This window comes from Lentzea sp. NPDC058450 (assembly GCF_042721395.1).
Lineage (GTDB): Bacteria > Actinomycetota > Actinomycetes > Mycobacteriales > Pseudonocardiaceae > Lentzea.
Map to the genome: position 1 here is coordinate 1 of NZ_JBHXLO010000035.1, position 18,358 is coordinate 18,358.

Annotated in this window: 18 protein-coding genes and 1 tRNA gene; 12 read left to right on the forward strand and 7 right to left on the reverse strand. The window is 69.4% G+C overall.

What is annotated here, in order from left to right; genetic code table 11:
* Nucleotides 1-120: 120 nt before the first annotated feature.
* The gene (locus ACFWNN_RS37370) at nucleotides 121-903 is read right to left on the reverse strand and encodes a helix-turn-helix domain-containing protein (protein ID WP_382444683.1); all 783 of its coding nucleotides are present in this window, start codon (nucleotides 901-903) and stop codon (nucleotides 121-123) included.
* Nucleotides 904-1,169: 266 nt separating this feature from the next.
* On the opposite strand from ACFWNN_RS37370, the gene ACFWNN_RS37375 reads away from it, so the two are divergent.
* The 3 genes from ACFWNN_RS37375 to ACFWNN_RS37385 all read left to right on the forward strand — a co-directional run bounded on the left by ACFWNN_RS37375 (nucleotide 1,170) and on the right by ACFWNN_RS37385 (nucleotide 3,274).
* Nucleotides 1,170-1,541: a hypothetical protein gene (locus tag ACFWNN_RS37375; RefSeq protein ID WP_382444684.1), complete on the forward strand. Its 372-nt coding sequence runs from the start codon at nucleotides 1,170-1,172 to the stop codon at nucleotides 1,539-1,541.
* Between the two features lie 62 nt (nucleotides 1,542-1,603).
* Complete coding sequence (locus ACFWNN_RS37380; RefSeq protein ID WP_382444685.1) at nucleotides 1,604-2,563, forward strand: GlxA family transcriptional regulator; 960 nt, start codon at nucleotides 1,604-1,606, stop codon at nucleotides 2,561-2,563.
* A gap of 72 nt (nucleotides 2,564-2,635) precedes the next feature.
* Complete coding sequence (locus ACFWNN_RS37385; RefSeq protein WP_382444686.1) at nucleotides 2,636-3,274, forward strand: HD domain-containing protein; 639 nt, start codon at nucleotides 2,636-2,638, stop codon at nucleotides 3,272-3,274.
* Here the strand turns inward: ACFWNN_RS37385 and ACFWNN_RS37390 are convergent.
* A complete protein-coding gene (locus ACFWNN_RS37390; RefSeq protein ID WP_382444687.1) occupies nucleotides 3,249-4,172 on the reverse strand; it encodes a saccharopine dehydrogenase in 924 nt (307 codons plus the stop codon). The genes ACFWNN_RS37385 and ACFWNN_RS37390 overlap by 26 nt on opposite strands.
* Nucleotides 4,173-4,243: 71 nt before the next feature.
* Here ACFWNN_RS37390 and ACFWNN_RS37395 point away from each other — a divergent pair, with 71 nt between their 5' ends.
* From ACFWNN_RS37395 to menC, 4 genes are read left to right on the forward strand one after another with little or no spacing between them, the layout of a single operon-like run.
* Nucleotides 4,244-5,170, forward strand: a complete 927-nt coding sequence (locus tag ACFWNN_RS37395) for a GlxA family transcriptional regulator (RefSeq protein WP_382444688.1) — start codon at nucleotides 4,244-4,246, stop codon at nucleotides 5,168-5,170.
* Nucleotides 5,171-5,198: 28 nt separating this feature from the next.
* Nucleotides 5,199-6,611 carry an amino acid permease gene (locus ACFWNN_RS37400; RefSeq protein ID WP_382444689.1) on the forward strand — a complete coding sequence of 471 codons (1,413 nt, stop codon included), beginning with the start codon at nucleotides 5,199-5,201 and terminating at the stop codon, nucleotides 6,609-6,611.
* The gene (locus tag ACFWNN_RS37405; protein ID WP_382444690.1) at nucleotides 6,601-7,308 is read left to right on the forward strand and encodes a hypothetical protein; all 708 of its coding nucleotides are present in this window, start codon (nucleotides 6,601-6,603) and stop codon (nucleotides 7,306-7,308) included. Before ACFWNN_RS37400 ends, ACFWNN_RS37405 begins: the two co-directional genes overlap by 11 nt.
* On the forward strand, nucleotides 7,305-8,408 hold the full coding sequence (gene menC, locus ACFWNN_RS37410; RefSeq protein ID WP_382444691.1) for an o-succinylbenzoate synthase: 1,104 nt from the start codon (nucleotides 7,305-7,307) through the stop codon (nucleotides 8,406-8,408). The genes ACFWNN_RS37405 and menC overlap by 4 nt, the downstream gene beginning before the upstream one ends.
* Here the strand turns inward: menC and ACFWNN_RS37415 are convergent.
* The 3 genes from ACFWNN_RS37415 to hrpB are packed head-to-tail and all read right to left on the reverse strand — an operon-like array spanning nucleotide 8,393 to nucleotide 12,384.
* Nucleotides 8,393-8,995, reverse strand: coding sequence for a hypothetical protein (locus ACFWNN_RS37415; RefSeq protein ID WP_382444692.1), 603 nt, complete (start codon nucleotides 8,993-8,995; stop codon nucleotides 8,393-8,395). The two genes, menC and ACFWNN_RS37415, sit on opposite strands and share 16 nt — an antisense overlap.
* Entirely contained in the window at nucleotides 8,992-10,074 is a 1,083-nt protein-coding gene (locus tag ACFWNN_RS37420; protein ID WP_382444693.1) for a nucleotide disphospho-sugar-binding domain-containing protein, read from the reverse strand. Before ACFWNN_RS37420 ends, ACFWNN_RS37415 begins: the two co-directional genes overlap by 4 nt.
* Nucleotides 10,075-10,107: 33 nt before the next feature.
* Complete coding sequence (hrpB, locus tag ACFWNN_RS37425) at nucleotides 10,108-12,384, reverse strand: ATP-dependent helicase HrpB (protein ID WP_382444694.1); 2,277 nt, start codon at nucleotides 12,382-12,384, stop codon at nucleotides 10,108-10,110.
* Between the two features lie 26 nt (nucleotides 12,385-12,410).
* On the opposite strand from hrpB, the gene ACFWNN_RS37430 reads away from it, so the two are divergent.
* Genes ACFWNN_RS37430 through ACFWNN_RS37445 form a run of 4 tightly spaced genes read left to right on the forward strand, consistent with a single transcriptional unit; the run spans nucleotide 12,411 to nucleotide 16,434 of the window.
* Entirely contained in the window at nucleotides 12,411-13,460 is a 1,050-nt protein-coding gene (locus tag ACFWNN_RS37430) for a glycosyltransferase (RefSeq protein ID WP_382444695.1), read from the forward strand.
* The gene (locus ACFWNN_RS37435; RefSeq protein ID WP_382444696.1) at nucleotides 13,453-14,262 is read left to right on the forward strand and encodes a GNAT family N-acetyltransferase; all 810 of its coding nucleotides are present in this window, start codon (nucleotides 13,453-13,455) and stop codon (nucleotides 14,260-14,262) included. The genes ACFWNN_RS37430 and ACFWNN_RS37435 overlap by 8 nt, the downstream gene beginning before the upstream one ends.
* Before the next feature lie 50 nt (nucleotides 14,263-14,312).
* Nucleotides 14,313-15,599: an MFS transporter gene (locus ACFWNN_RS37440; protein ID WP_382444697.1), complete on the forward strand. Its 1,287-nt coding sequence runs from the start codon at nucleotides 14,313-14,315 to the stop codon at nucleotides 15,597-15,599.
* Nucleotides 15,600-15,645: 46 nt separating this feature from the next.
* Nucleotides 15,646-16,434 (forward strand): DsbA family protein, encoded by a 789-nt coding sequence (locus ACFWNN_RS37445; protein ID WP_382444698.1) that lies wholly within the window; start codon nucleotides 15,646-15,648, stop codon nucleotides 16,432-16,434.
* Here ACFWNN_RS37445 and ACFWNN_RS37450 read toward each other — a convergent pair.
* Nucleotides 16,427-17,665: a phenylacetate--CoA ligase family protein gene (locus ACFWNN_RS37450; RefSeq protein WP_382444699.1), complete on the reverse strand. Its 1,239-nt coding sequence runs from the start codon at nucleotides 17,663-17,665 to the stop codon at nucleotides 16,427-16,429. The genes ACFWNN_RS37445 and ACFWNN_RS37450 overlap by 8 nt on opposite strands.
* Nucleotides 17,666-17,788: 123 nt before the next feature.
* On the opposite strand from ACFWNN_RS37450, the gene ACFWNN_RS37455 reads away from it, so the two are divergent.
* Nucleotides 17,789-17,861, forward strand: a tRNA-Ala gene (locus ACFWNN_RS37455).
* Between the two features lie 207 nt (nucleotides 17,862-18,068).
* Here ACFWNN_RS37455 and ACFWNN_RS37460 read toward each other — a convergent pair.
* Nucleotides 18,069-18,329 (reverse strand): hypothetical protein, encoded by a 261-nt coding sequence (locus tag ACFWNN_RS37460; protein ID WP_382444700.1) that lies wholly within the window; start codon nucleotides 18,327-18,329, stop codon nucleotides 18,069-18,071.
* Nucleotides 18,330-18,358: the final 29 nt, after the last annotated feature.

Below are 18,358 nucleotides of genomic sequence, written 5' to 3' on the forward strand. Positions count from 1 at the left end.
ACGCCGGGGGCAAGCCCCCGGACCCCCGGCCGCCTCGCCTTCGGCTTCGTCGGCCTGTCAGGGGCGGTGGGCTCGTTGGGCTCGGTGGGCTCGTCGCTTCGCGACATCGGTACCCACGGGTCAGCAGGGTGGTAGGCCCAGGCCTCCTCTGTCTCTGGGGAGTACGTAGACCTCGGAGAGGTAGCCCGAGATGCCGTTCGGGGTTCTCACTCGGTACCAGAGGGTTGAGCGCGCTGCGTTCGGGTTTGACTTCGAGTCCGGGGCGTCGAGGTTGTAGTTGACCAGTTCCGCGCCGGTGGTGTGGCAGGTGGCCACCAGCAGGGCGCCGCTGGTCACCTCGGTTCCTTCCAGCTTGCAGTTGTTGCGGGCGCAGGAACCCACGGTCTTCGTGGAGAGGTAGACGGGGGTCGTGTCCTCTCTCAGGTCAGTGGCGCCCAGAGCGACCTTGTTCTGGACCTCCAGGGCCATGGGGCGCGTTGTCGGCTGGGTGGTCTGCTGCGGTGTCGCGGTGGAGTCCTGGGTGAGCAGCAGGGTGGTCACGGTTGCCAGGGTTGCCGCTGTCAGGGCCGCGGCCGCTGTGGTCAGGGCCGGGCGGCGGGGTGGGGCTGGGGGTGCTTGCGGCGGCTCGGGTGGTTTGGTCGTTGCCAGTTCGGTGTGGCGGGTCTTCCAGGGTTCCAGTTCCTCTGGCGGGAGGCCGGCTGCTTTCAGGACGTCCAGCACCAGGTTCAGCTTGGGAAGCGTCGTGCCGTTCAAGGCCCTGGAGATGGTCGACTTGGACCACGGGACCCGTTGTTCGGCGGCGCGCAGGGAGAGGTTGTGGCGCTGGACGGTGGCGGCGAAGTCTTCCAGGAACCTGGTGACCGAGTCGTCGGGTCTTCGGTCAGGGGACTGGGGATTCGTCATCCTGTCAGGGTGGCTCAGGTCGTTCGGTGTGGGTAGCAGCCAGGTGGGGAAGAGGCAGCTGCCGACCGGGTGACGTTGTGTCCCAAGGACATCCGGGACGGAATGGGACACTCGCGGTGTCCACTTTGCTCAGTGGTGTTCCTGCTGTTGCGCAACGGGACGGGCCGTCCCGGAGACGGTGGGACTCTGGTGTGCCGGCTCGGTCCGGCTCGACTGTTGGTGGCGAACCCGCCGACGGGGCGGGGGACGAGTCAGGAGGACGGTCGATGAAGGTCAGCACTTTTGTCAGTTGTCTGGTGGCGCTCGGAACGGTCGGGCTGGGTGCGGCGCCCGCCTCCGCGGAGGCGGCGGGCGTGGAGACCATGGCCTGCCGCTACGCGGCGTACCCGCCGGCGAAGTCCGGCAGCAACGTGGTCGGGTGGGGTGAGAAGTGGGACTGCGGTGGCAGCGTCAACTGGACGCTCACCGTGCAGAAGCACCTGACGGGTCCCTGGTGGCAGTTCGCGGGGAACAACTTCGCGTCGGGTGACGGGTGGTTGTCGGCGCCTGCCGGCTGCGTCAGCGGCACCTACCGGACGATCCTCACGTCCAGCTCCGGGCACCAGACGGTGGGCGGGCACGCGAGCATCACCTGCTAGGTGGGGCGCCGCGGTGGGCTTTCCGGTCTGCCGCGGCGTTGCCCGGCTGACATGCTGGCCGGGTGAGCGGTGGCCGGTCGGTGGTGTTCGTCGTGTTCGACGGGACGAAGATGCTGGACGTCACCGGGCCCGCTGAGGTGTTCGCCGAGGCCAATGCGGCTGGCGCCGACTACTCGATCGAGTACGTGTCGCCGTCCGGTGAGTCCGTGCTGACGTCTGTCGGGATTCGGTTGCCCGTTGATGGTGACGCGGCTGGCGTTCGCGCGGTGGACACCGTTGTTGTTGCCGGTGGCGAGGTGCTCGTGAGACAGGGCGTGCCGCCGGAACTGGTCGAGGCCGTTCAGGTGTTGTGGCCTCGGGCTCGGCGGCTGGTGTCGATCTGCACCGGGTCGTTCGCGTTGGCCGCTGCCGGGGTGCTGGACGGGCGGCGGGCCACCACGCACTGGAAGCAGGCGCCTCGGCTGGCCCGGGGGTATCCCGCGGTTGAGGTGGTGCCGGACGCGATCTTCGTCGAGGACGGTGGGGTGTTCACCTCGGCCGGGGTGTCGGCTGGGATGGACCTGGCGTTGGCGTTGGTCGAGCAGGACTACGGGGCCGACCTGGCTCGGACGGTCGCGCGGAGTCTGGTGATGTTCATGCAGCGGCCCGGTGGGCAGTCGCAGTTCTCGGCGCCGTTGGAGGTCCGGCGGCCTGGCACGCCCTTGTTGCGCGAGGTGGTGGATCTGGTGTCGGCTCAGCCTGCGCTCGATCACAGCGCCGCCGCGTTGGCGGCTCGGGTCGGGGTCAGTGCCCGGCATCTGGCTCGGTTGTTCGCCGGCGAGTTGGAGACGACGCCTGCTCGGTTCGTGGAGCAGGTTCGGTTGGATCACGCGAAGGCGCTGCTGGACGCCGGGCACGGGGTGGCTCGGACGGCCAAGTTGGCCGGGTTCGGCAGTTCCGAGACGATGCGGCGGGTGTTCGTGGCACGGTTCGGGGCGTCGCCGAGTGAGTACCGGGCGCGGTTCGGGAGCACTCGCGGGTGAGGTCCGGATCTGTGGGGTGTGCGTCGGGATTGACGGTGGGAGGCCTGGCGCGGCGGGCCGAGCATGGGCGGCATGGCAGAGGTCATCGCAGGTGTGGTTGTTCCTGACACGGAGTTGGCGCGGGCGGCTACCGAGCTCGTTCGCGAGGTCACCGACGACACGTTGTTCCACCACTCGCGGCGGGTGTTCCTGTGGGGCGCGTTGAAGGCGGCTCAACGGGGGTTGGACGTCGATCTCGAGTTGGCTTACGTGGGCGGGTTGTTCCACGACCTGGGGCTCACGGAGTCGTACGCGTCGAAGGACGCCCGGTTCGAGATCGACGGGGCCGAGGCGGCTCGGACGTTCCTGCTGGAGCACGGACGGTCCGAAGAGGACGCTCGGACCGTGTGGCTGGCCATCGCGTTGCACACGACGCCCGAGGTGCCGATGCACCTGTCGCCGGAGGTCGTGGCGGTGGCGCTGGGGGTCAAGACCGACGTGCTGGGCATCGGGCTGGACGAGCTCACCGAGCAGCAACGGGCCGAGGTGGTGGCCGCGCATCCCCGGCCCGACTTCAAGAACCGGATTCTGAAGGCCTTCTACGACGGGATGGCCCATCGGCCGGACACGACGTACGGGACGATGAACGACGACGTGCTCGCGCACTTCGACAAGTCGTTCCGGCGCAAGGACTTCGTCGACATCATCACGAACAGTGCCTGGACTGAATGACATCGGACAGGGCGGCGAGGAAGTCGGGGGCGTCGAACATCGCGCCGGCCGACGCGACGCCGGTGCCGTGGAAACGCCCGGACAGCAGGCGTTCCACGGCCTCCACGGCCAGAGGGGCGCTCACGGCGTAGATGTCACGGCCGGCGGCGGTCAGGCGGCGTTCCTCCGAACCTGACCGGACGCGGACGTCGACCACGAAGGACTCCGGTTCGGTGCGCGGGGTGGCGGACCGGAGCCCTTCGGCGGCGCTCACCGACATGTAGTCGGTCACGGACGGGATGTTCAGGTGGCTGGGGATCGTGACCACGTCGGCCATCGAGAACTCGCCGATCACCTGGCGGGGGCCGCCGGGGAACTCCCAGGTCAGGGTCGGTGGGGCGGCGTCGTGGTAGCTCAGGGCACCGTCGACGTACCGGACGCGCCGGCCGGCCCGCCGGTCGTGGGAGACCTGGCCCGCGGCGAGCGTGCCCGCGGTGGGTTGCCAGCCGCTCAGGCCGTACGCGACGTGGGCGGAGTCGGCGGACGTCCACGTGCCTATCGCGGCGGTGACGAGCAGGTCGGCCAGGCCGCCGAAGAAGGCCATCGCGGGCACCGCCGGGATCGAGGCGCCGCGGGCGAACGTGTCCGCGTTCGCCTCGATCTCGGCCGCCACGTCGACGTACGGCACACCCGCGCGTTCGGCGGCGGACAGCAGCGGCGCGGCGGTGATCGCGAACGGGCCCGCCGTGTTGATCACGGCGGCGGCGCCCGTCAGCGCTCGGTCCAGGGCGGCCGGGTCGTCGGCGGTGGCTTGCGCACGGCCGAAGGGCAGCGCGGTGTGGCCGCGCTTCTCCAGTTCTGCCAGCACGAAACGGCCTGTGGTGCCGGACGCGCCGTACACGGCGATCTTGTGTCCCATGTGGACCAGTCAAGCCGCGGAAGCAGCAACGAGCTAGTGTCTGGAACGACACGATGCGTACACTTTCGGACATGCTCGCGTTCGCCGTCACCAGCGGGATGCTGCACTTCGAGCTGACCGCCACGTACGAGATCTTCACCGCGCCGCAGCTCGACTACGAGGTCAGGATCTGCGGCAACGCACCGGTGCGGGTCGGGCGCTTCACGCTCGAACCCGACCTTCCGCTCGGCGGGCTCAAGAACGCGGACACCGTCGTGGTGCCTGCCATCGAGGACGTGGAGCAGCCGCTCGACCTCGATCTCGTCGAGGCCGTGAAGGCCGCGCACGACCAGGGCGCGCGGATCGTGTCGTTGTGCACGGGGGCGTTCGTGCTGGCCGAGGCCGGGTTGCTGGACGGGCTGCGGGCCACCACGCACTGGGGGCACACCGACGAGCTGGCCCGGCGGTATCCGCGGGTCGAGGTCGACCCCGACGTGCTGTACGTCGACAACGGTCAGGTGCTGACGAGCGCGGGCAAGGCGGCGGCGATCGACCTGAGCCTGCACGTGATCCGCAGCGACTTCGGCACCGCCACCGCCAACACGGCGGCGCGCAGGCTCGTCGTGCCGCCGCACCGGGACGGCGGGCAGGCGCAGTTCGTGCTGGCGCCGGTGCCGTCGGGCGAGGGCCATCCGCTGACCGAGCTGTTCGACTGGGTGTCGAAGCGGTTCGACCAGACGATCACCGTCGAGGACCTGGCGCGGCAGGCCAACATGAGCTCGCGGCACCTCGCCCGGCTCTTCCGGGCGGTGACGGGCACCACGCCGTTGCAGTGGCTGCACACGCAACGGATCCGGCGCGCGCAGGAGCTGCTGGAGATGACGGACGACAGCGTCGACCAGATCGCCGAGGCGTCCGGGATGGGAACGGCCACGACGTTGCGGCGGCACTTCCACCGGACCGTCGGTGTGCCGCCGGACACGTACCGCCGCACGTTCCGCCCCGTTGGTGGCAGATAGCTACATATCAGGGGTTTATGTTGTCCTGATGAGCAACGAACAGCGCATCGGGGCGCGCGTGTTGCGGCGCAAGCCGATCGACCAGCTGACTCATCCCGGCAGCGAACTCAAGCGCACCATGGGTGTCGGGCACCTCACGATGATCAGCATCGGGGCCACGCTCGGCACCGGCATCTTCGTCGTGCTGGGGGAGGCGGTGCCGCTCGCCGGGCCCGCCATCGTGCTGTCGTTCGTGCTGGCCGGCATCACCGCGTTGTTCTCCGCGCTGTCGTACGCCGAGCTCGCGGGCCTGATCCCCGCGTCCGGCTCGTCCTACTCGTACACGTACGCGACGCTCGGCGAGATCGTCGCGTGGGTCTGCGGCTGGTGTCTCGTGCTGGAGTACGGGGTGTCGGTGGCGGCCGTCGCGGTCGGGTGGGGGCAGTACGTCAACGAGCTGCTGCACCTCGTGACGGGGCTGCGGATCCCGGACGTGCTGAGCCAGCCGCCGGGCGCCGGCGGGATCATCAACATCCCCGCCGTGGTGGTGGTCGTGATCGCGATGGTCGTGCTGCTCGGCGGCGCCAAGGGCAGTGCGCGCACCAACACGATCCTGGTGTGGGTGAAGGTCGGCGCGCTGCTGATGTTCTGCGCGGTCGCGTTCACGGCGTTGAAGGCCGGCAACCTGCAGCCGCTGTTCCCGCTGGGGCTCGCGGGCATGAGCGCGGGCGCGGCCACGTTGTTCTTCTCCTACATCGGGTTCGACGCCGCTTCGACCGCCGGTGAGGAGGCCAAGAACCCGCAGCGCGACCTGCCGCGGGCGATCATCATCTCGCTGGTCGTGATCACCGCGCTGTACTGCGCGGTGGCGTTGGCGGCGGTGGGCGCGATGCCGTGGCAGACGTTCGAGGGCACGGAGGCCGCGCTCAGCCGGGTGCTGACGGACAACGTCGACGGCGCGATCTGGCCGATCCTGCTGTCGATCGGTGCTGTCGTGGCGACCACGAGTGTCGTGCTGACCGTGCTTTATGGACAGACGCGCATCCTGTACGCGATGTCGCGGGACGGGCTGGTGCCGTCGATCTTCGCCAGGCTCAGCCCGCGCACCGGCGTGCCGTTCGCGAACACGGTGATCGTCGGCCTGTTCATCGCGGTGCTGGCCGCGCTCGTGCCGCTGGGGTCGCTCGCCGACGCGACGAGCATCGGCACGTTGTTCGCGTTCGCGCTGGTCAACATCGCGGTGATCATCCTGCGTCGCACCGAACCGGAGCGGAAGCGCACGTTCCGCGTGCCGTTGTCGCCCGTGACACCGTTGGTGGGCCTGGGGTTCTGCGTCTACATGATGTTCAGCCTCGGGCTGGACACGTGGATCGCGTTCCTCGCCTGGATGGCCCTCGGGTTCGTCATCTACTTCGCTTACAGCGTCAGGAAGGCACGCCTTGCGGTTCCAGGTGATCACTGACGTCGGTGGCATCGCTCGCGTCAGCGCGTACTACGCCGAGGTCTGGGACGCGACCGAGGACGTCCTGTCGTCGGAGACGCTGCACTGCATCCGGCACGCGGGTGGCGCGACGATCGGGGCGTTCGACGGCGACGAGCTGATCGGCGCCACGACCGGCCTCTTCTGCCCGGACGGATCGGTGTACTCGATGATTGCGTCCGCGCGGCCCGGCGTCGGTCACCCGTTGAAGCTCGCGCAGAAGGACTGGGCCGCCGGGCTCGGGGCGAAGTCGATGCGCTGGACGTACGACCCGCTGGTGGCGCGCAACGCCCGGTTCAACCTGGTCAAGCTCGGTGCGGTGGTCACCGAGTACACGGTGGACTTCTACGGGCCGATGCGCGACGGCGTGAACGACGGCGACGAGAGCGACCGGCTGACCGTGAAGTGGGACCTCACCGGCGCGCGCGAGCCGCACGAGTCGGTGCCGTCCGGCGAGGTCACGCGGGAGGCGCCGGACGGGGAACCGTTGGCGCGCACCGACGGCGACCGGATCTGGTGCCGCGTGCCGCGGGACGTCGTGCAGGTGCGCAAGGATTCGCCCGAGCTGGCCAGGCAGTGGCGCGAGGCGGTGCGCGGGGTGTTCGTGGACGCGTTCGCGCAGGGCTACGTGGCCACGTCGATGTCCCGCGAGGGCTGGTACGAGTTGGAGCGGCCGTGAGGATCGACCGGATCGACCTGCTGCACGTCGCGATTCCGCTGGTGACGCCGTTCCGCACGTCGTTCGGCACGATGACGACCAAGGACACGTTCCTGCTGCGGGTCGTCACGGACGCGGCGGAGGGCTGGTCGGAGTTCGCGGCCGACCCCGAACCGCTGTACTGCTCGGAGTTCGTCGGCGCCGCGGAACTCGTGCTGGACCAGCACCTCGTGCCGCGGGTGACGCCGGAGATCACGTCCGCCGAGGTCGCGCCCAGGACGCACGCGATCAAGGGCCACAAGCTGGCGAAGGCCGCGCTGGAGACCGCGATCCTGGACGCCGAGCTGCGGTCGTTCGGGATGTCGATCGGGACGTACCTCGGTGCCACGGCCGACCGCGTCCCCGCGGGCGTGTCGGTCGGGATCAAGAACTCGATCCCCGAGCTGCTGGACGACGTCGAGGGCTACCTGGCTGAGGGCTACGCGCGGATCAAGCTCAAGATCGAACCGGGCTGGGACGTCGAGCCGGTGCGGGCCGTGCGCGAACGGTTCGGCGACGTCCTGCTGCAGGTCGACGCCAACACCGCGTACGCGCTGGCCGACGCCGAACACCTGCGCCGGCTCGACGAGTTCGACCTGCTGCTGATCGAACAGCCGCTGGAAGAGGACGACATCCGCGGCCATTCCCTGCTGGCGCAGCGCATCCGCACGCCGATCTGCCTGGACGAGTCGATCACCTCGGCCAAGGACGCGGCGACGGCCATCGCGCTCGACGCGTGCCGGGTGATCAACGTCAAGCCCGCGCGGGTCGGCGGCTACCTGGAGGCGCGCCGGATCCACGACGTGGCCGTCGCGCACGGGATTCCGGTGTGGTGCGGCGGGATGCTGGAGACCGGCGTCGGCCGCGGCCCGAACCTCGCGCTCGCCGCGTTGCCCGGGTTCGTGCTGCCCGGCGACGTCTCGGCGTCCCGCCGCTACTTCGCCGAGGACCTCACCGAGCCGTTCGAGCTCCAGGACGGCTTCATGCACGTGCCGACGGGGCCGGGCATCGGGATCGAGCCGATCCCGGAGACCGTGCAGCGCTTCACCACTGCCACGAAGGTGCTCTACGCGAGGGACTGAAGTTCACGGGCCAGGTTGGTCCGCGCGGCGGCGTCCCACAGCTGCCGCGCGGGCTCGGTCACGAACAGCACCTCGCGGTCGAGCAGCGTCTTCAGCACCTTCGCCCGCCCCGCGCGCCACGTCTCGTCGTCGTACTGCGCGTACTCCTGCCGCACGGCCGCGCTGTACCGCTCGTAGTGGTCCGGCTCCGAGCCGAGGATCGCGAGGTCGGCGTCGAGCAGCAGGTGCGCCAGCGGGTCGTCCGACGAGTGCATGATCGTGGCCAGCACCAACGACTCGACGCGCGCGATGTGCGGTTCTTCCAGGCCCGTTAGGCGTTCGCGGGCCCACGCGGCCGACGCGCGTTCGTCCTCGCCGGGCTTGCTGTCGTAGATCACGTCGTGCGCACAGGCGGCGAGAGCGAGGATCGCGCGCTCTTCCACCGTGAACGCGAACGCGTCCGCCAGCGCCGACGAGTCACGCACGACCGACACCACGTGGAACGTGTTGTGGTAGGTCCGGTGCGGTTCGGCGTAGCGCTCCATCAGGTCACCCGCGTCCGGTGCCCCGCCGAGCGTTCGGACAGCGTCGTCCCAGATCCGTCTCACCGCGCCAGCTCCTCTTCGACGACGTCCGCGGCGACCGCGCTGCCGCCCGCCCGGTGGATCATCCGCTGCATGTCCTTCACGCGAGCGGAGATCGCGGAGTCCGACGACAGCTGACTCACCAACGAGCGCACCCCCTCGACGGTCACGGTGTCGAGCAGCACACCGAGTCCGAGCTCCTCGACGCGCTGGCCGTTGAGCCGCTGGTCGGTCATGTGCGGCACGACGATCATGGGAACGCCGTGGTGCAACGCCTCCATCACACCTCCCATGCCGCCGCGCGTCACGAACACACTGGCGTGCTTGAGCACCGCGAGCTGCGGCACCTCGTCGTGCGTCTCGACGTTCATCGCGGGACTCAGCACCTTGCCCTTGGTCACCAGGTGCCACGGCATTCCCCGTGCCGCGTCCGCGCACACCTGCGTGCCGGTCGTGGCGAGCACGACGGGCCGGTCGGCCGGAGGTTCCCAGGCGCCCTGGAACTCACGTTCGGTGAGGCACGGGCCGGCGAACGCGACGTGCTCGCCGAACGTGTGGCCGTGCGGCTGGAACTCCCTGGGGAACAAGGCGATCCGGCGGCGCGCGCCTGCCACGAACTCGGGCAGCGAACTGCCGATGAAGGCGTGCACCTGGGTGAAGAACCGGACGGCGGCGGGGTCGAACGTGCGCGGCGGGATCACCTCGGTGCCGAGCGACCAGTGCTCGTTGCTGGTCAGCAGCACCTCCAGCAGCGCGTTCGGCACCTCCAGCCGGTGCGCGATGACGCCGCCGGACCAGGCCGCGATGTCCCAGACGACGAAGTCCGGTGGGTCGTCGCGGAACCTGTCCTCGAGCTGCGGCAGCGCCGACTCCGCCTCGGTCAGCGCGAGCCGGGCGGCGTCGAGCAACGAGCCGGGCAGGTCGTCGGGCAGCGTGGACTCGCAGGGGATCGCGGTCGCGCCGCACTCCGTCACGGCGGCGGCGAACCGCGGGGTGGCGGGACAGCTCACCCGATGGCCCCGGCGCACGAGTTCCGCGATCATGCCGAGCGCGGGCAGGAAGTGTCCTCGCTCGGGCATCAGGAAGATCGCGATGTGCGCCATAAGAGAGATTAACGTTGTTCGATTCCTAATGGTTCAAAGTGATTTCTTGCTCTTGTCCCAGGGGCGTTCCGGCCAGTGGTGCTTGGGATAACGGCCCTTCAGCTCGCTGCGAACCCGCAGGTAGCCGTTGCGCCAGAACGACCTGAGGTCGCTGGTCACGGCCGTCGGGCGGCCCGCCGGCGAGAGCAGGTGCACCACCACCGGAATTCCGGCGATCTCGGGTGTGTCGGCCCATTTCATGGCGTCCTGGATGCGGACCGAGAGAACGGGCTGGTCCTGCGTGTAGTCGACCTTGCCCTGCCCGATCCGTTCCGGCGCGAGCTTGTCGAAGTCCGCCGCCTCCGGCCACGGCAGCAGGGCGCGCAGCAACGCGGTGGTGTCGATCTTGGCGAGGTCCGAGCGCTTCTTGGCCTTGCCGAGGTCGATCTTGCGGATCAGGTCCTCGTCCGCGACCGACGGCCAGTCGCGGGTGCGGTGCAGGAACGCCATCCGCTCGCGGAGCTTGACGGCGCTGTCCGGCCACTTGAGCAGGCCGAGTCCCTCGGTTTCGAGGCCCAGCCGGAGTGCCTGCTGCGACTTGGCGAGGTCGTTGAGGGGGCGTTCGTCGAGGGTGATCGCGCCGAGCTTGCGGACCTCGTTCGCGACGACGTCGCCGGTCCAGCGGATGTCGTCCTCGGTGTGCACGAGGGCTTCCGCCGCCGTGATGGCGAGGTCCTCGTCGGCGGGGGCGGCCAGCCGGACGCGGCCGTGCTTGCTGCCCGGTTCGCGGTCGGCGATCGCGACGGCGAGCCACTTGTTGTGCGAGTCCGTGTGCTCGACGGCCGTGCCGTTGGCCATCAGGTAGACGTTGCTGTTCTTGGACCTGCGCTTCGCGAGGCGTTCCGGGTAGGCGAGGGCGACGACGAGCGCCGGGTCGCCGTTGCCATGAGGGTTGCTGCCGAGCTTTTCGAGCTTCTTGACCTCCTGGCGCCACTTGCCGGGGGCCTTCAGCGCGTCCGCCAGGTAGCTCGTGTTGTGGTGCGTGCTGTCGTCGAGCAGGGCCACGACCTCGGCGGCGGTCCGGTTGCCGGCGAGCGCGCTGCCGTCGATCAGGGCGCGGCCGAGCCGGGGGTGCAGGCCGACGTTCGCGATGCGGTCGCGCCGGTCCGGGTCGAGCGCGCCGATGGCGTTCAGCGTCTCCTGCGCGGCCTTGAGCGCACCCTCCGGCGGCGCGTCCCACCAGTTCAGCGCGCTGCCGTCAGGCGTTCCCCACACGGCGAGCTCCAGCGCGAGGCGGGTGAGGTCGGCGGTCTTGATCTCCGGTTCCGGGTAGCGGGGCAGCGTGCTGTGCTCGTGTTCGGGCCAGCAGCGGTAGACGCGGCCCGGTGCCTCACGGCCCGCACGTCCAGCGCGCTGGTCGGCGACGGCCTGGGAGACGCGGATCGTGGCCAGCCCGGCGAGGCCCCTCCGGTGGTCGACGCGCGGGACCCTGGCGAGGCCCGCGTCGACGACCGCCCGCACGCCGGGGACGGTGAGGCTCGACTCGGCGATGCTGGTGGCGAGCACGACCCGCTGGTGGTCGCCCCGCTTCAGCGCGGCGTCCTGCGTCTGCGCGTTCAGCTGGCCGTGCAGGATGACCGTCTCCGCGTTGATCAGCCGGGCGGTGCGGTTGATCTCCTTGACACCCGGCAGGAACGCCAGTACGTCGCCATCCACTTCGGACAGTGCTTTGTGGATGGCGCGCGCGACGGTGTTCTCGATGTGCTCGTTGCGCGCCGGGGCGACGTAGGTGATCTCGGTCGGGAACATGCGCGACTCGGAGGTCAGGACCGGAGCGTTGAGCAGGTCCGAGAGTCTTTGCGCGGCAACCGTTGCGGACGTCGCGAGGAGCTTGAGGTCGGGGCGCAGGCCTGCCTTGGCGTCGAGGAGCAGGGCGAGCAGCAGGTCGGCGTCGAGGTGGCGTTCGTGGCACTCGTCGAGCAGGACCGTGCCCACGCCCCTGAGCTCCTGGTCGTGCTGGAGCCGGCGGACGAGCAGGCCGCTCGTGACGACCTCGATGCGGGTGTGCCTGCTGGTCTTGCGGTCGCCCCTGACCGAGTAGCCCACGGTGTGGCCGACGGGTTCGCCCAGCAGGCTCGCCATCCGCGCGGCGGCGGCCCGTGCGGCGATCCGGCGCGGTTCGGCGACGACGACCTTGCCGTCGAGGGCGAGCGGGACCAGCGTCGTCTTGCCGGTTCCCGGGGGCGCGACCAGCACGGCCGCTCCTCGCTCCTGGAGCTGCTCCAGGAGCTGGGGGATCACGGATTTCACCGGGAGATCAGGCAGGTCCACGTCCGTGAGTGTGTCAGGGTTGTCCGATGGGGATGATCGGCGTGGTGTCCGCGGTCGCGTCCGTGCTGCGGTCCGGGCGGACGGTCGCGCAGTGGAAGCACGTGCCCGAGGTGTCGACGGCGTCCCGGGAGGCGTCCGTGCTGGCCGTGGTTCCGGCACGCGACGAGGCGTCGACGTTGCCGCGGCTGCTGCCCGGGCTGGTCGGCCGGCCCGGTGTGCGCGTGGTGGTCGTGGATGACGCTTCTTCTGATGGCACCGCTGACGTTGCGCGGTCTCTCGGGGCTGAGGTGATCGAGTCTGCCGGGCCTGCCGAGGGGTGGGCCGGGAAGACGCACGCGATGCATCTCGGTGTGGGGGCCGCTCAGGACGAAGAGTGGTTCTTGTTCGTGGACGCCGACGTGACGTGTGCGCCTGACCTGGTGGGACGGCTGGTGGCGTCGGCTCACGCGTTGGGCGCCGACCTCGTGTCGTCGTCCGGGCGTGGCGTCGGTCCGGCCTGGTGGTTCCTGCTGCCCGCGTTCAACGCGCTGGTGTTCGAGGGGTCGCCGCCGGACGGGCGCGGGCCGACGGCGTTGGCGGTCGGTCACTGCATCCTCGTGCGGCGTTCGGTGTTCGAGGCCGCCGGTGGCTGGCGGGCGCTGGCCGGGACGCACGCGGACGACGTCGGGCTGGCGACGTTGATCAGGGACTCCGGCGGGGTGACGAGGTTCGTCGACGCCTCGATGCTGCTGACGACCTCGGGCATCGACACGTTCGGCGACTGCTGGCGGTCGTTGCGCAAGAGCATCCAGCCGGCGTTCCGGGAGATGTTCGGGCCGTGGGGGCGTCCGCTGCTGGTCGCCGCCGGGCTGCTGCACCTCGCGTACGGGCTGGTCCCGGTGCTGCGGTGGCGTTCGCCGTGGTCGTGGCTCGCGTGGTGCGCGCAGGCCGTGTCGCACCGCGAGTTCGTGCGGCGGATCGGGCAGCCGGAGGCCTCGGCGGTGCTCGCGCCGTTCGCATGGGCGACGATTGGCGTGTTCCTGTTGGACTGCGCGTTGCGTCCAGGTGCCCAGTGGAAGGACCGCCGCGTTGGTTGACCCGTTGCGCGACCCCGACGACCCGGAACTGCTCGACCCGTACCAGTCGCGGTCGCTCGCGATCCTGGTGGAGGGCGCGCGGCTCGCGTCCGGTGCGGTTCGGTACGGCAAGATCGGCAAGGTCGGCAGCGCGGCCGTGGTGATCAACCGCGAGAACCCGCTGCCGTCCGGCAACTTCGGCTGCGCGCTGGACGGCACGTCGGTCGAGGTCGCGTCGACGCTGTTGCAGCTGGAGCAGACGTTCGCGGACGTGGGGCGCGCCGAGGCCGTCGTGTACGCGTCGCCGACGACCGTCGACGAGATCGAGGGCATCGCCGACGACTCCGGCTGGTACGCCGTCGAGGAGCTGCTGACGGTCGTGCACCGGGGTGAGGCTTCGGTGTCCGGCGAGGTCAGGCGGGCTGTCGACGCGGATCTGCTGGGGATCGTGGAGCTGCTGTCGGACGAGTTGGTCGGCAACCGTGAACGATTGGGGCGCTGGCTCGGGCATCGATTGGACGACCCGCGGTGTTTGCTCCTGGTGGTGGACGACGGCGACCGGATCGGCGGATTCGCGTCGGGGTTCGCCGAACGCGGTGTGGGCCTGGTCGAGCAGTGCGTGGTGCGTCCGGCGCGGCGGCGTCGGGGCGTGGGGCGGTCGTTGGTGGTGTCCGCGGTGTCGGCGTTGCGTTCGGCTGGGGCGATGTTGGTCGCGTCGCAGGTGGACGAGGGGCCAGGGGAGCGGTTCGCCGAGGCGTGCGGGTTCGTTGCGGCGTATCCCGTGACCGCATATGTACGCAGGGTTGATGAGCTGCTCGACTGAGTTACTTAGTTGCCGCGTGACATATCCTTAGCAGGGCTAAGGGAGGCTTTGTGCGGGAGCGGTTACCGGTCGAGGTGTGGGTTCTGGTCGCGGCGAGCTTCATCATCGCCGTGGGATTCGGGATCGTGGCACCCGTTCTGCCGGTGTACGCGTCATCGTTCGGTGTCGGTCACACGGCTGTTGCGGCCCTGATCAGCGCGTTCGCGTTCGTTCGGCTGGCGTTCGCGCCGGTGAGCGGCAAGCTGGTCAACCGGTTCGGCGAGCCTCGGGTGTACATCGTCGGCATCCTCATCGTCGCCGTCGGCACGGCGATGTGCGGGTTCTCGTCCAGCTACGCCGAGATGCTCTCGTGGCGGGCGCTGGCCGGGGTCGGGTCGACGATGTTCACGGTCGCGGCGCTGGGGCTGCTGATCCGGATCACGCCGGCGCCGATGCGCGGGCGGGCCTCGGGGATGTGGGCGGCCGGGTTCCTGATCGGCAACATCGCGGGGCCGATCGTCGGCGCCGGGCTCGTGCCGTTCGGGCTGTGGGTGCCGTTCGTGTCGTACGGCCTGCTGCTGTGCCTCGCGGCGTTCGTGGTCTGGTTCTTCCTGCGCCGTTCGACGCTGGTGGAGATCGACCGCACCAACACCGAGACGCCGATGACCGTGCGGGAGGCCGCTCGGCACGGTGCGTACCGCGCGGCGCTGGCGTCCGGGTTCGCCAACGGCTGGGCCGTGTTCGGCGTGCGGATCTCGCTCGTGCCGGTGTTCGTGATCGAGGCGCTGGAGCACAGCGCGGCCGTCGCGGGCATCTCGATGTCGGTGTTCGCGGCCGGCAACGCGGCGATGCTGTTCCTGTCCGGCAAGATCGCCGACACCCGCGGCCGCAAGCCCGTCGCCATCGCCGGGCTGGTCATCAGCGGCCTCGCGACGGTCTGGATGGGCTTCAGCGGCGACCTGTGGACGTTCATGGCGGCCTCGCTGGTCGCGGGCGCCGGCGCCGGGTTGCTGAACCCGCCGCAGAACGCCGTGGTGGCGGACGTCATCGGGGCGCGCGGCAAGGGCGGGCCGGTGCTCGCCGGGTTCCAGATGGTGACGGACCTGGGCGCGATCATCGGGCCGATGTGCGCGGGCCTGCTCGCCGACTCGTTCGGCTTCGAGGCCTCGTTCGCCATCACCGGTGCCGCGCTGCTGCTGTCCGTGCTGTTCTGGTTCGCCGCGCCCGAGACCCTGCCCACACATGAGGAGGAGCACACGGCCGCCGCGGTGGCGCCGGAGTGCGGTGCGCTGGACGAGAGTGCCGAGGTCCCGACCGGCGAACGGGTCGGTGGCAAGCCGCGTCACCCGGAAGCGTGATTGCGCGCTCAGCTTTCTTTTAGTTTGTGTCGCTACCCTCGTCGCCGTGGGTGGAGCAGAGCGCAGTGCGCGGAAGAAGAAGCAGGCCGCGATGGCGGTGGCTGCGGCGCGCGGCACGGGTGGCGGTTCGGACCGGACGAAGGTCATCGCCGGCATCGCCGTGGTCGCGGTGCTGGCCGTCGCCGTGATCGGGTACGTCGTCTTCCAGCAGATGAAGCCGTCGACGACCGGCACGGAGGCCATCCCGCTGGCACCGGCCGACCACACGATCTCGGCGCCCGCCGTCCGCGAGGGCAACACCGTCCTCGTCGGCAAGGACACCGCCACCGTGACGGTCGACGTGTACGAGGACTTCCTGTGCCCGATCTGCGGCACGTTCGAGAAGACCTACGGCACCGACATCAAGAAGGCGGTCGAGGACGGCAAGGTCAAGATCCGCTACAACATCCTGCCGATGCTGAACCGCATGTCGAGCCCCGAGGGCTACTCGACGGAGTCGGCCAACGCCGCCCTGTGCGTCGCCGACGACGGCAAGTTCAACGCGTTCCACGCCGCCCTGTTCGCCAAGCAGCCCGAGGAGGGCGAGGCCGGCTACACCCAGGACCAGCTCATCAAGCTGGGCAAGGACGTGGGCGTCACCGCGGCGGGCTTCGAGTCCTGCGTGCGTTCGCAGACCTACAAGTCGCAGCTGGACGAGCTGATGTCCAAGACCAGCAACGACCCCGCCCTGCGCGACGCCGAGACGGGCCGCTTCCGCGGCACCCCCAGCGTCGCCTCCGGCGGCAAGCTCGTCGACCTGGACAACAAGAACTGGCTGTCCGACCTGACTAAGTGAGACCGTCGATCGGCGCCTGGCCCTGGGTCCACCGGGCCAGGCGCTGTGCTTTGCCCACCTCGGTGCGCGGCAGCTTGCCGGGTTCGAGCACGTGCACCAGGCACGTGATCCCCAGGCGCTCCTTGAGCTTGTTCTCCAGTCCGGTTCGGACGTCCTCAGTGGACTCCACCGCCACGTGCAGCCGCGCCGTCGTCGTCCGCCGGTCCTCGACGATCAGGTAGTGCGGGCTCGCCAGCTCCAGCACCACCGCCTCGATCTCCGTGGGGAACACGTTCACGCCCCGGATGACCAGCATGTCGTCCTTGCGCCCCTTGAGCTTGCTCATCCGCCGGAAGGGGCTGTTCTTCGGTTCGTGCAGTGTCGCCACGTCCCCGGTCCGGTACCGCAGCAGCGGCATGCCGGTCTTCGTGAGCGTGGTGAAGATCAGCTCGCCGTCTTGCGTTTCGGGGTAGAAGTGGTCCTCCGCGATGTTCAGGAGCCCTTCCGAGTCCAGCGACTCGCACGCCACCCCAGGCCCGATGATCTCCGACAGCCCGTAGATGTCCAACGCCCTGATGCCCAGCCGTTGCTGGATCTCCTGGCGCATCTCGTCCGTCCACGGCTCGGCGCCGAAGATGCCGACCTCGATGGAGTTGTCCTGCTCCAGGTCCTCCGCCAGCCGCAGCGCGTACGACGGCGTGCAGCACAACACGTCCGGCCGCAGGTCCTCGATGAGCCGCACCTGCCGCTCCGTCATGCCGCCGGACATGGGAACGACCGTCGCTCCGAGCTTGAGCCCGCCGTGGTGCACCCCGAGCCCGCCCGTGAAGAGCCCGTAGCCGTACGCGTTGTGGACGACCGAGGTCCTGGTGGCCCCGGCCCCGTGCAGCGCCCTGGCCATCACCTCGGACCAGATCTCCACGTCGTTGGCCGTGTAGGGGATGAGGGTCGGCCGGCCACCCGTGCCCGACGACCCGTGCACGCAGACGATGTCTTCTTGTGGCGCGACGCGAAGCCCGAACGGGTAGTGGTCCCACAGGTCCTGCTTGCTGATCGTGGGCAGGCGATCGATCTCGTCGAGCCGCACATCTGTGCCGCGCGTCACGCCGATCTCCCTCAGTCTTCTCGCCTGAAGGTTGTCGGTGGTGAGCAGGAGGTCGATCATGGCTTGCAGCCGCTGTTCCTGCAGCTCGCGCAGGGCCTCGGGGGCCATGCTCCCGATCTTGGGGTCGAACGGTGCTCCGGCGGTCATCACCCGGTCCTACCAGGCCGAATGCGCTTTGGGTACCCCCGATTTTTATCTTGTGGCACAGGTGATGTACGGTATTGCCACACGAGAACGACGGGGAAACCCGCCGGGAACGTGGACCTTCAAGGGGCTGTGGCGCAGCTGGTAGCGCATCACACTGGCAGTGTGAGGGTCAGGGGTTCGAGTCCCCTCAGCTCCACTTGAAATGAGAGCCCGTTTGATCGAGCAGAAGTGCTCGATCAAACGGGCTTCTTGCTGTTCTCAGCGACTTGGGCGGTTGCCTCTGATCGTCACGCCCTTCTCGTCGACGGCGTGGGGGGCTTGGTGAGCCGAGCAAGCTCGCCCCAGTGGCATCCGGTGCTTCGCGGAGTGTCCCGGTCGAACAGCTCTGGCGGGAGTTCGGGCGTCAGTAGGTGAACATGCGCTTGCAGCTGTGGCAGACCGCCGGGTTGCCGGCGAGCATGTTCAGAAGGGGGTTGTAGTTGTTGATGTTGTTGATGATGAAGGAAACGACGTCCTTGTCGCCGTGCGCCCAGCTCACCGTCGTCGACTTTCTGATTTCTTCGCAATGCGGGCAGTAGAGGTTCATTTCTCGTCCGCGATCAACGTTGACGAGTCGCTTGACGAGTGACTTGGGGAGAGATGCGCTTATGTTCGCGTCGACCATTCGAGTTCGCCCTCCAAAAGGAATGCACT

Excerpts from the sequence above, each read along its gene's own strand:
- ACFWNN_RS37370 (WP_382444683.1), bottom strand. The coding sequence starts at position 903 with ATGACGAATCCCCAGTCCCCTGACCGAAGACCCGACGACTCGGTCACC.
- ACFWNN_RS37375 (WP_382444684.1), top strand. The coding sequence starts at position 1,170 with ATGAAGGTCAGCACTTTTGTCAGTTGTCTGGTGGCGCTCGGAACGGTC.
- ACFWNN_RS37385 (WP_382444686.1), top strand. The coding sequence starts at position 2,636 with ATGGCAGAGGTCATCGCAGGTGTGGTTGTTCCTGACACGGAGTTGGCG.
- ACFWNN_RS37390 (WP_382444687.1), bottom strand. The coding sequence starts at position 4,172 with ATGGGACACAAGATCGCCGTGTACGGCGCGTCCGGCACCACAGGCCGT.
- ACFWNN_RS37395 (WP_382444688.1), top strand. The coding sequence starts at position 4,244 with ATGCTCGCGTTCGCCGTCACCAGCGGGATGCTGCACTTCGAGCTGACC.
- ACFWNN_RS37400 (WP_382444689.1), top strand. The coding sequence starts at position 5,199 with ATGAGCAACGAACAGCGCATCGGGGCGCGCGTGTTGCGGCGCAAGCCG.
- ACFWNN_RS37420 (WP_382444693.1), bottom strand. The coding sequence starts at position 10,074 with ATGGCGCACATCGCGATCTTCCTGATGCCCGAGCGAGGACACTTCCTG.
- ACFWNN_RS37430 (WP_382444695.1), top strand. The coding sequence starts at position 12,411 with ATGGGGATGATCGGCGTGGTGTCCGCGGTCGCGTCCGTGCTGCGGTCC.
- ACFWNN_RS37450 (WP_382444699.1), bottom strand. The coding sequence starts at position 17,665 with ATGACCGCCGGAGCACCGTTCGACCCCAAGATCGGGAGCATGGCCCCC.
- ACFWNN_RS37460 (WP_382444700.1), bottom strand. The coding sequence starts at position 18,329 with ATGGTCGACGCGAACATAAGCGCATCTCTCCCCAAGTCACTCGTCAAG.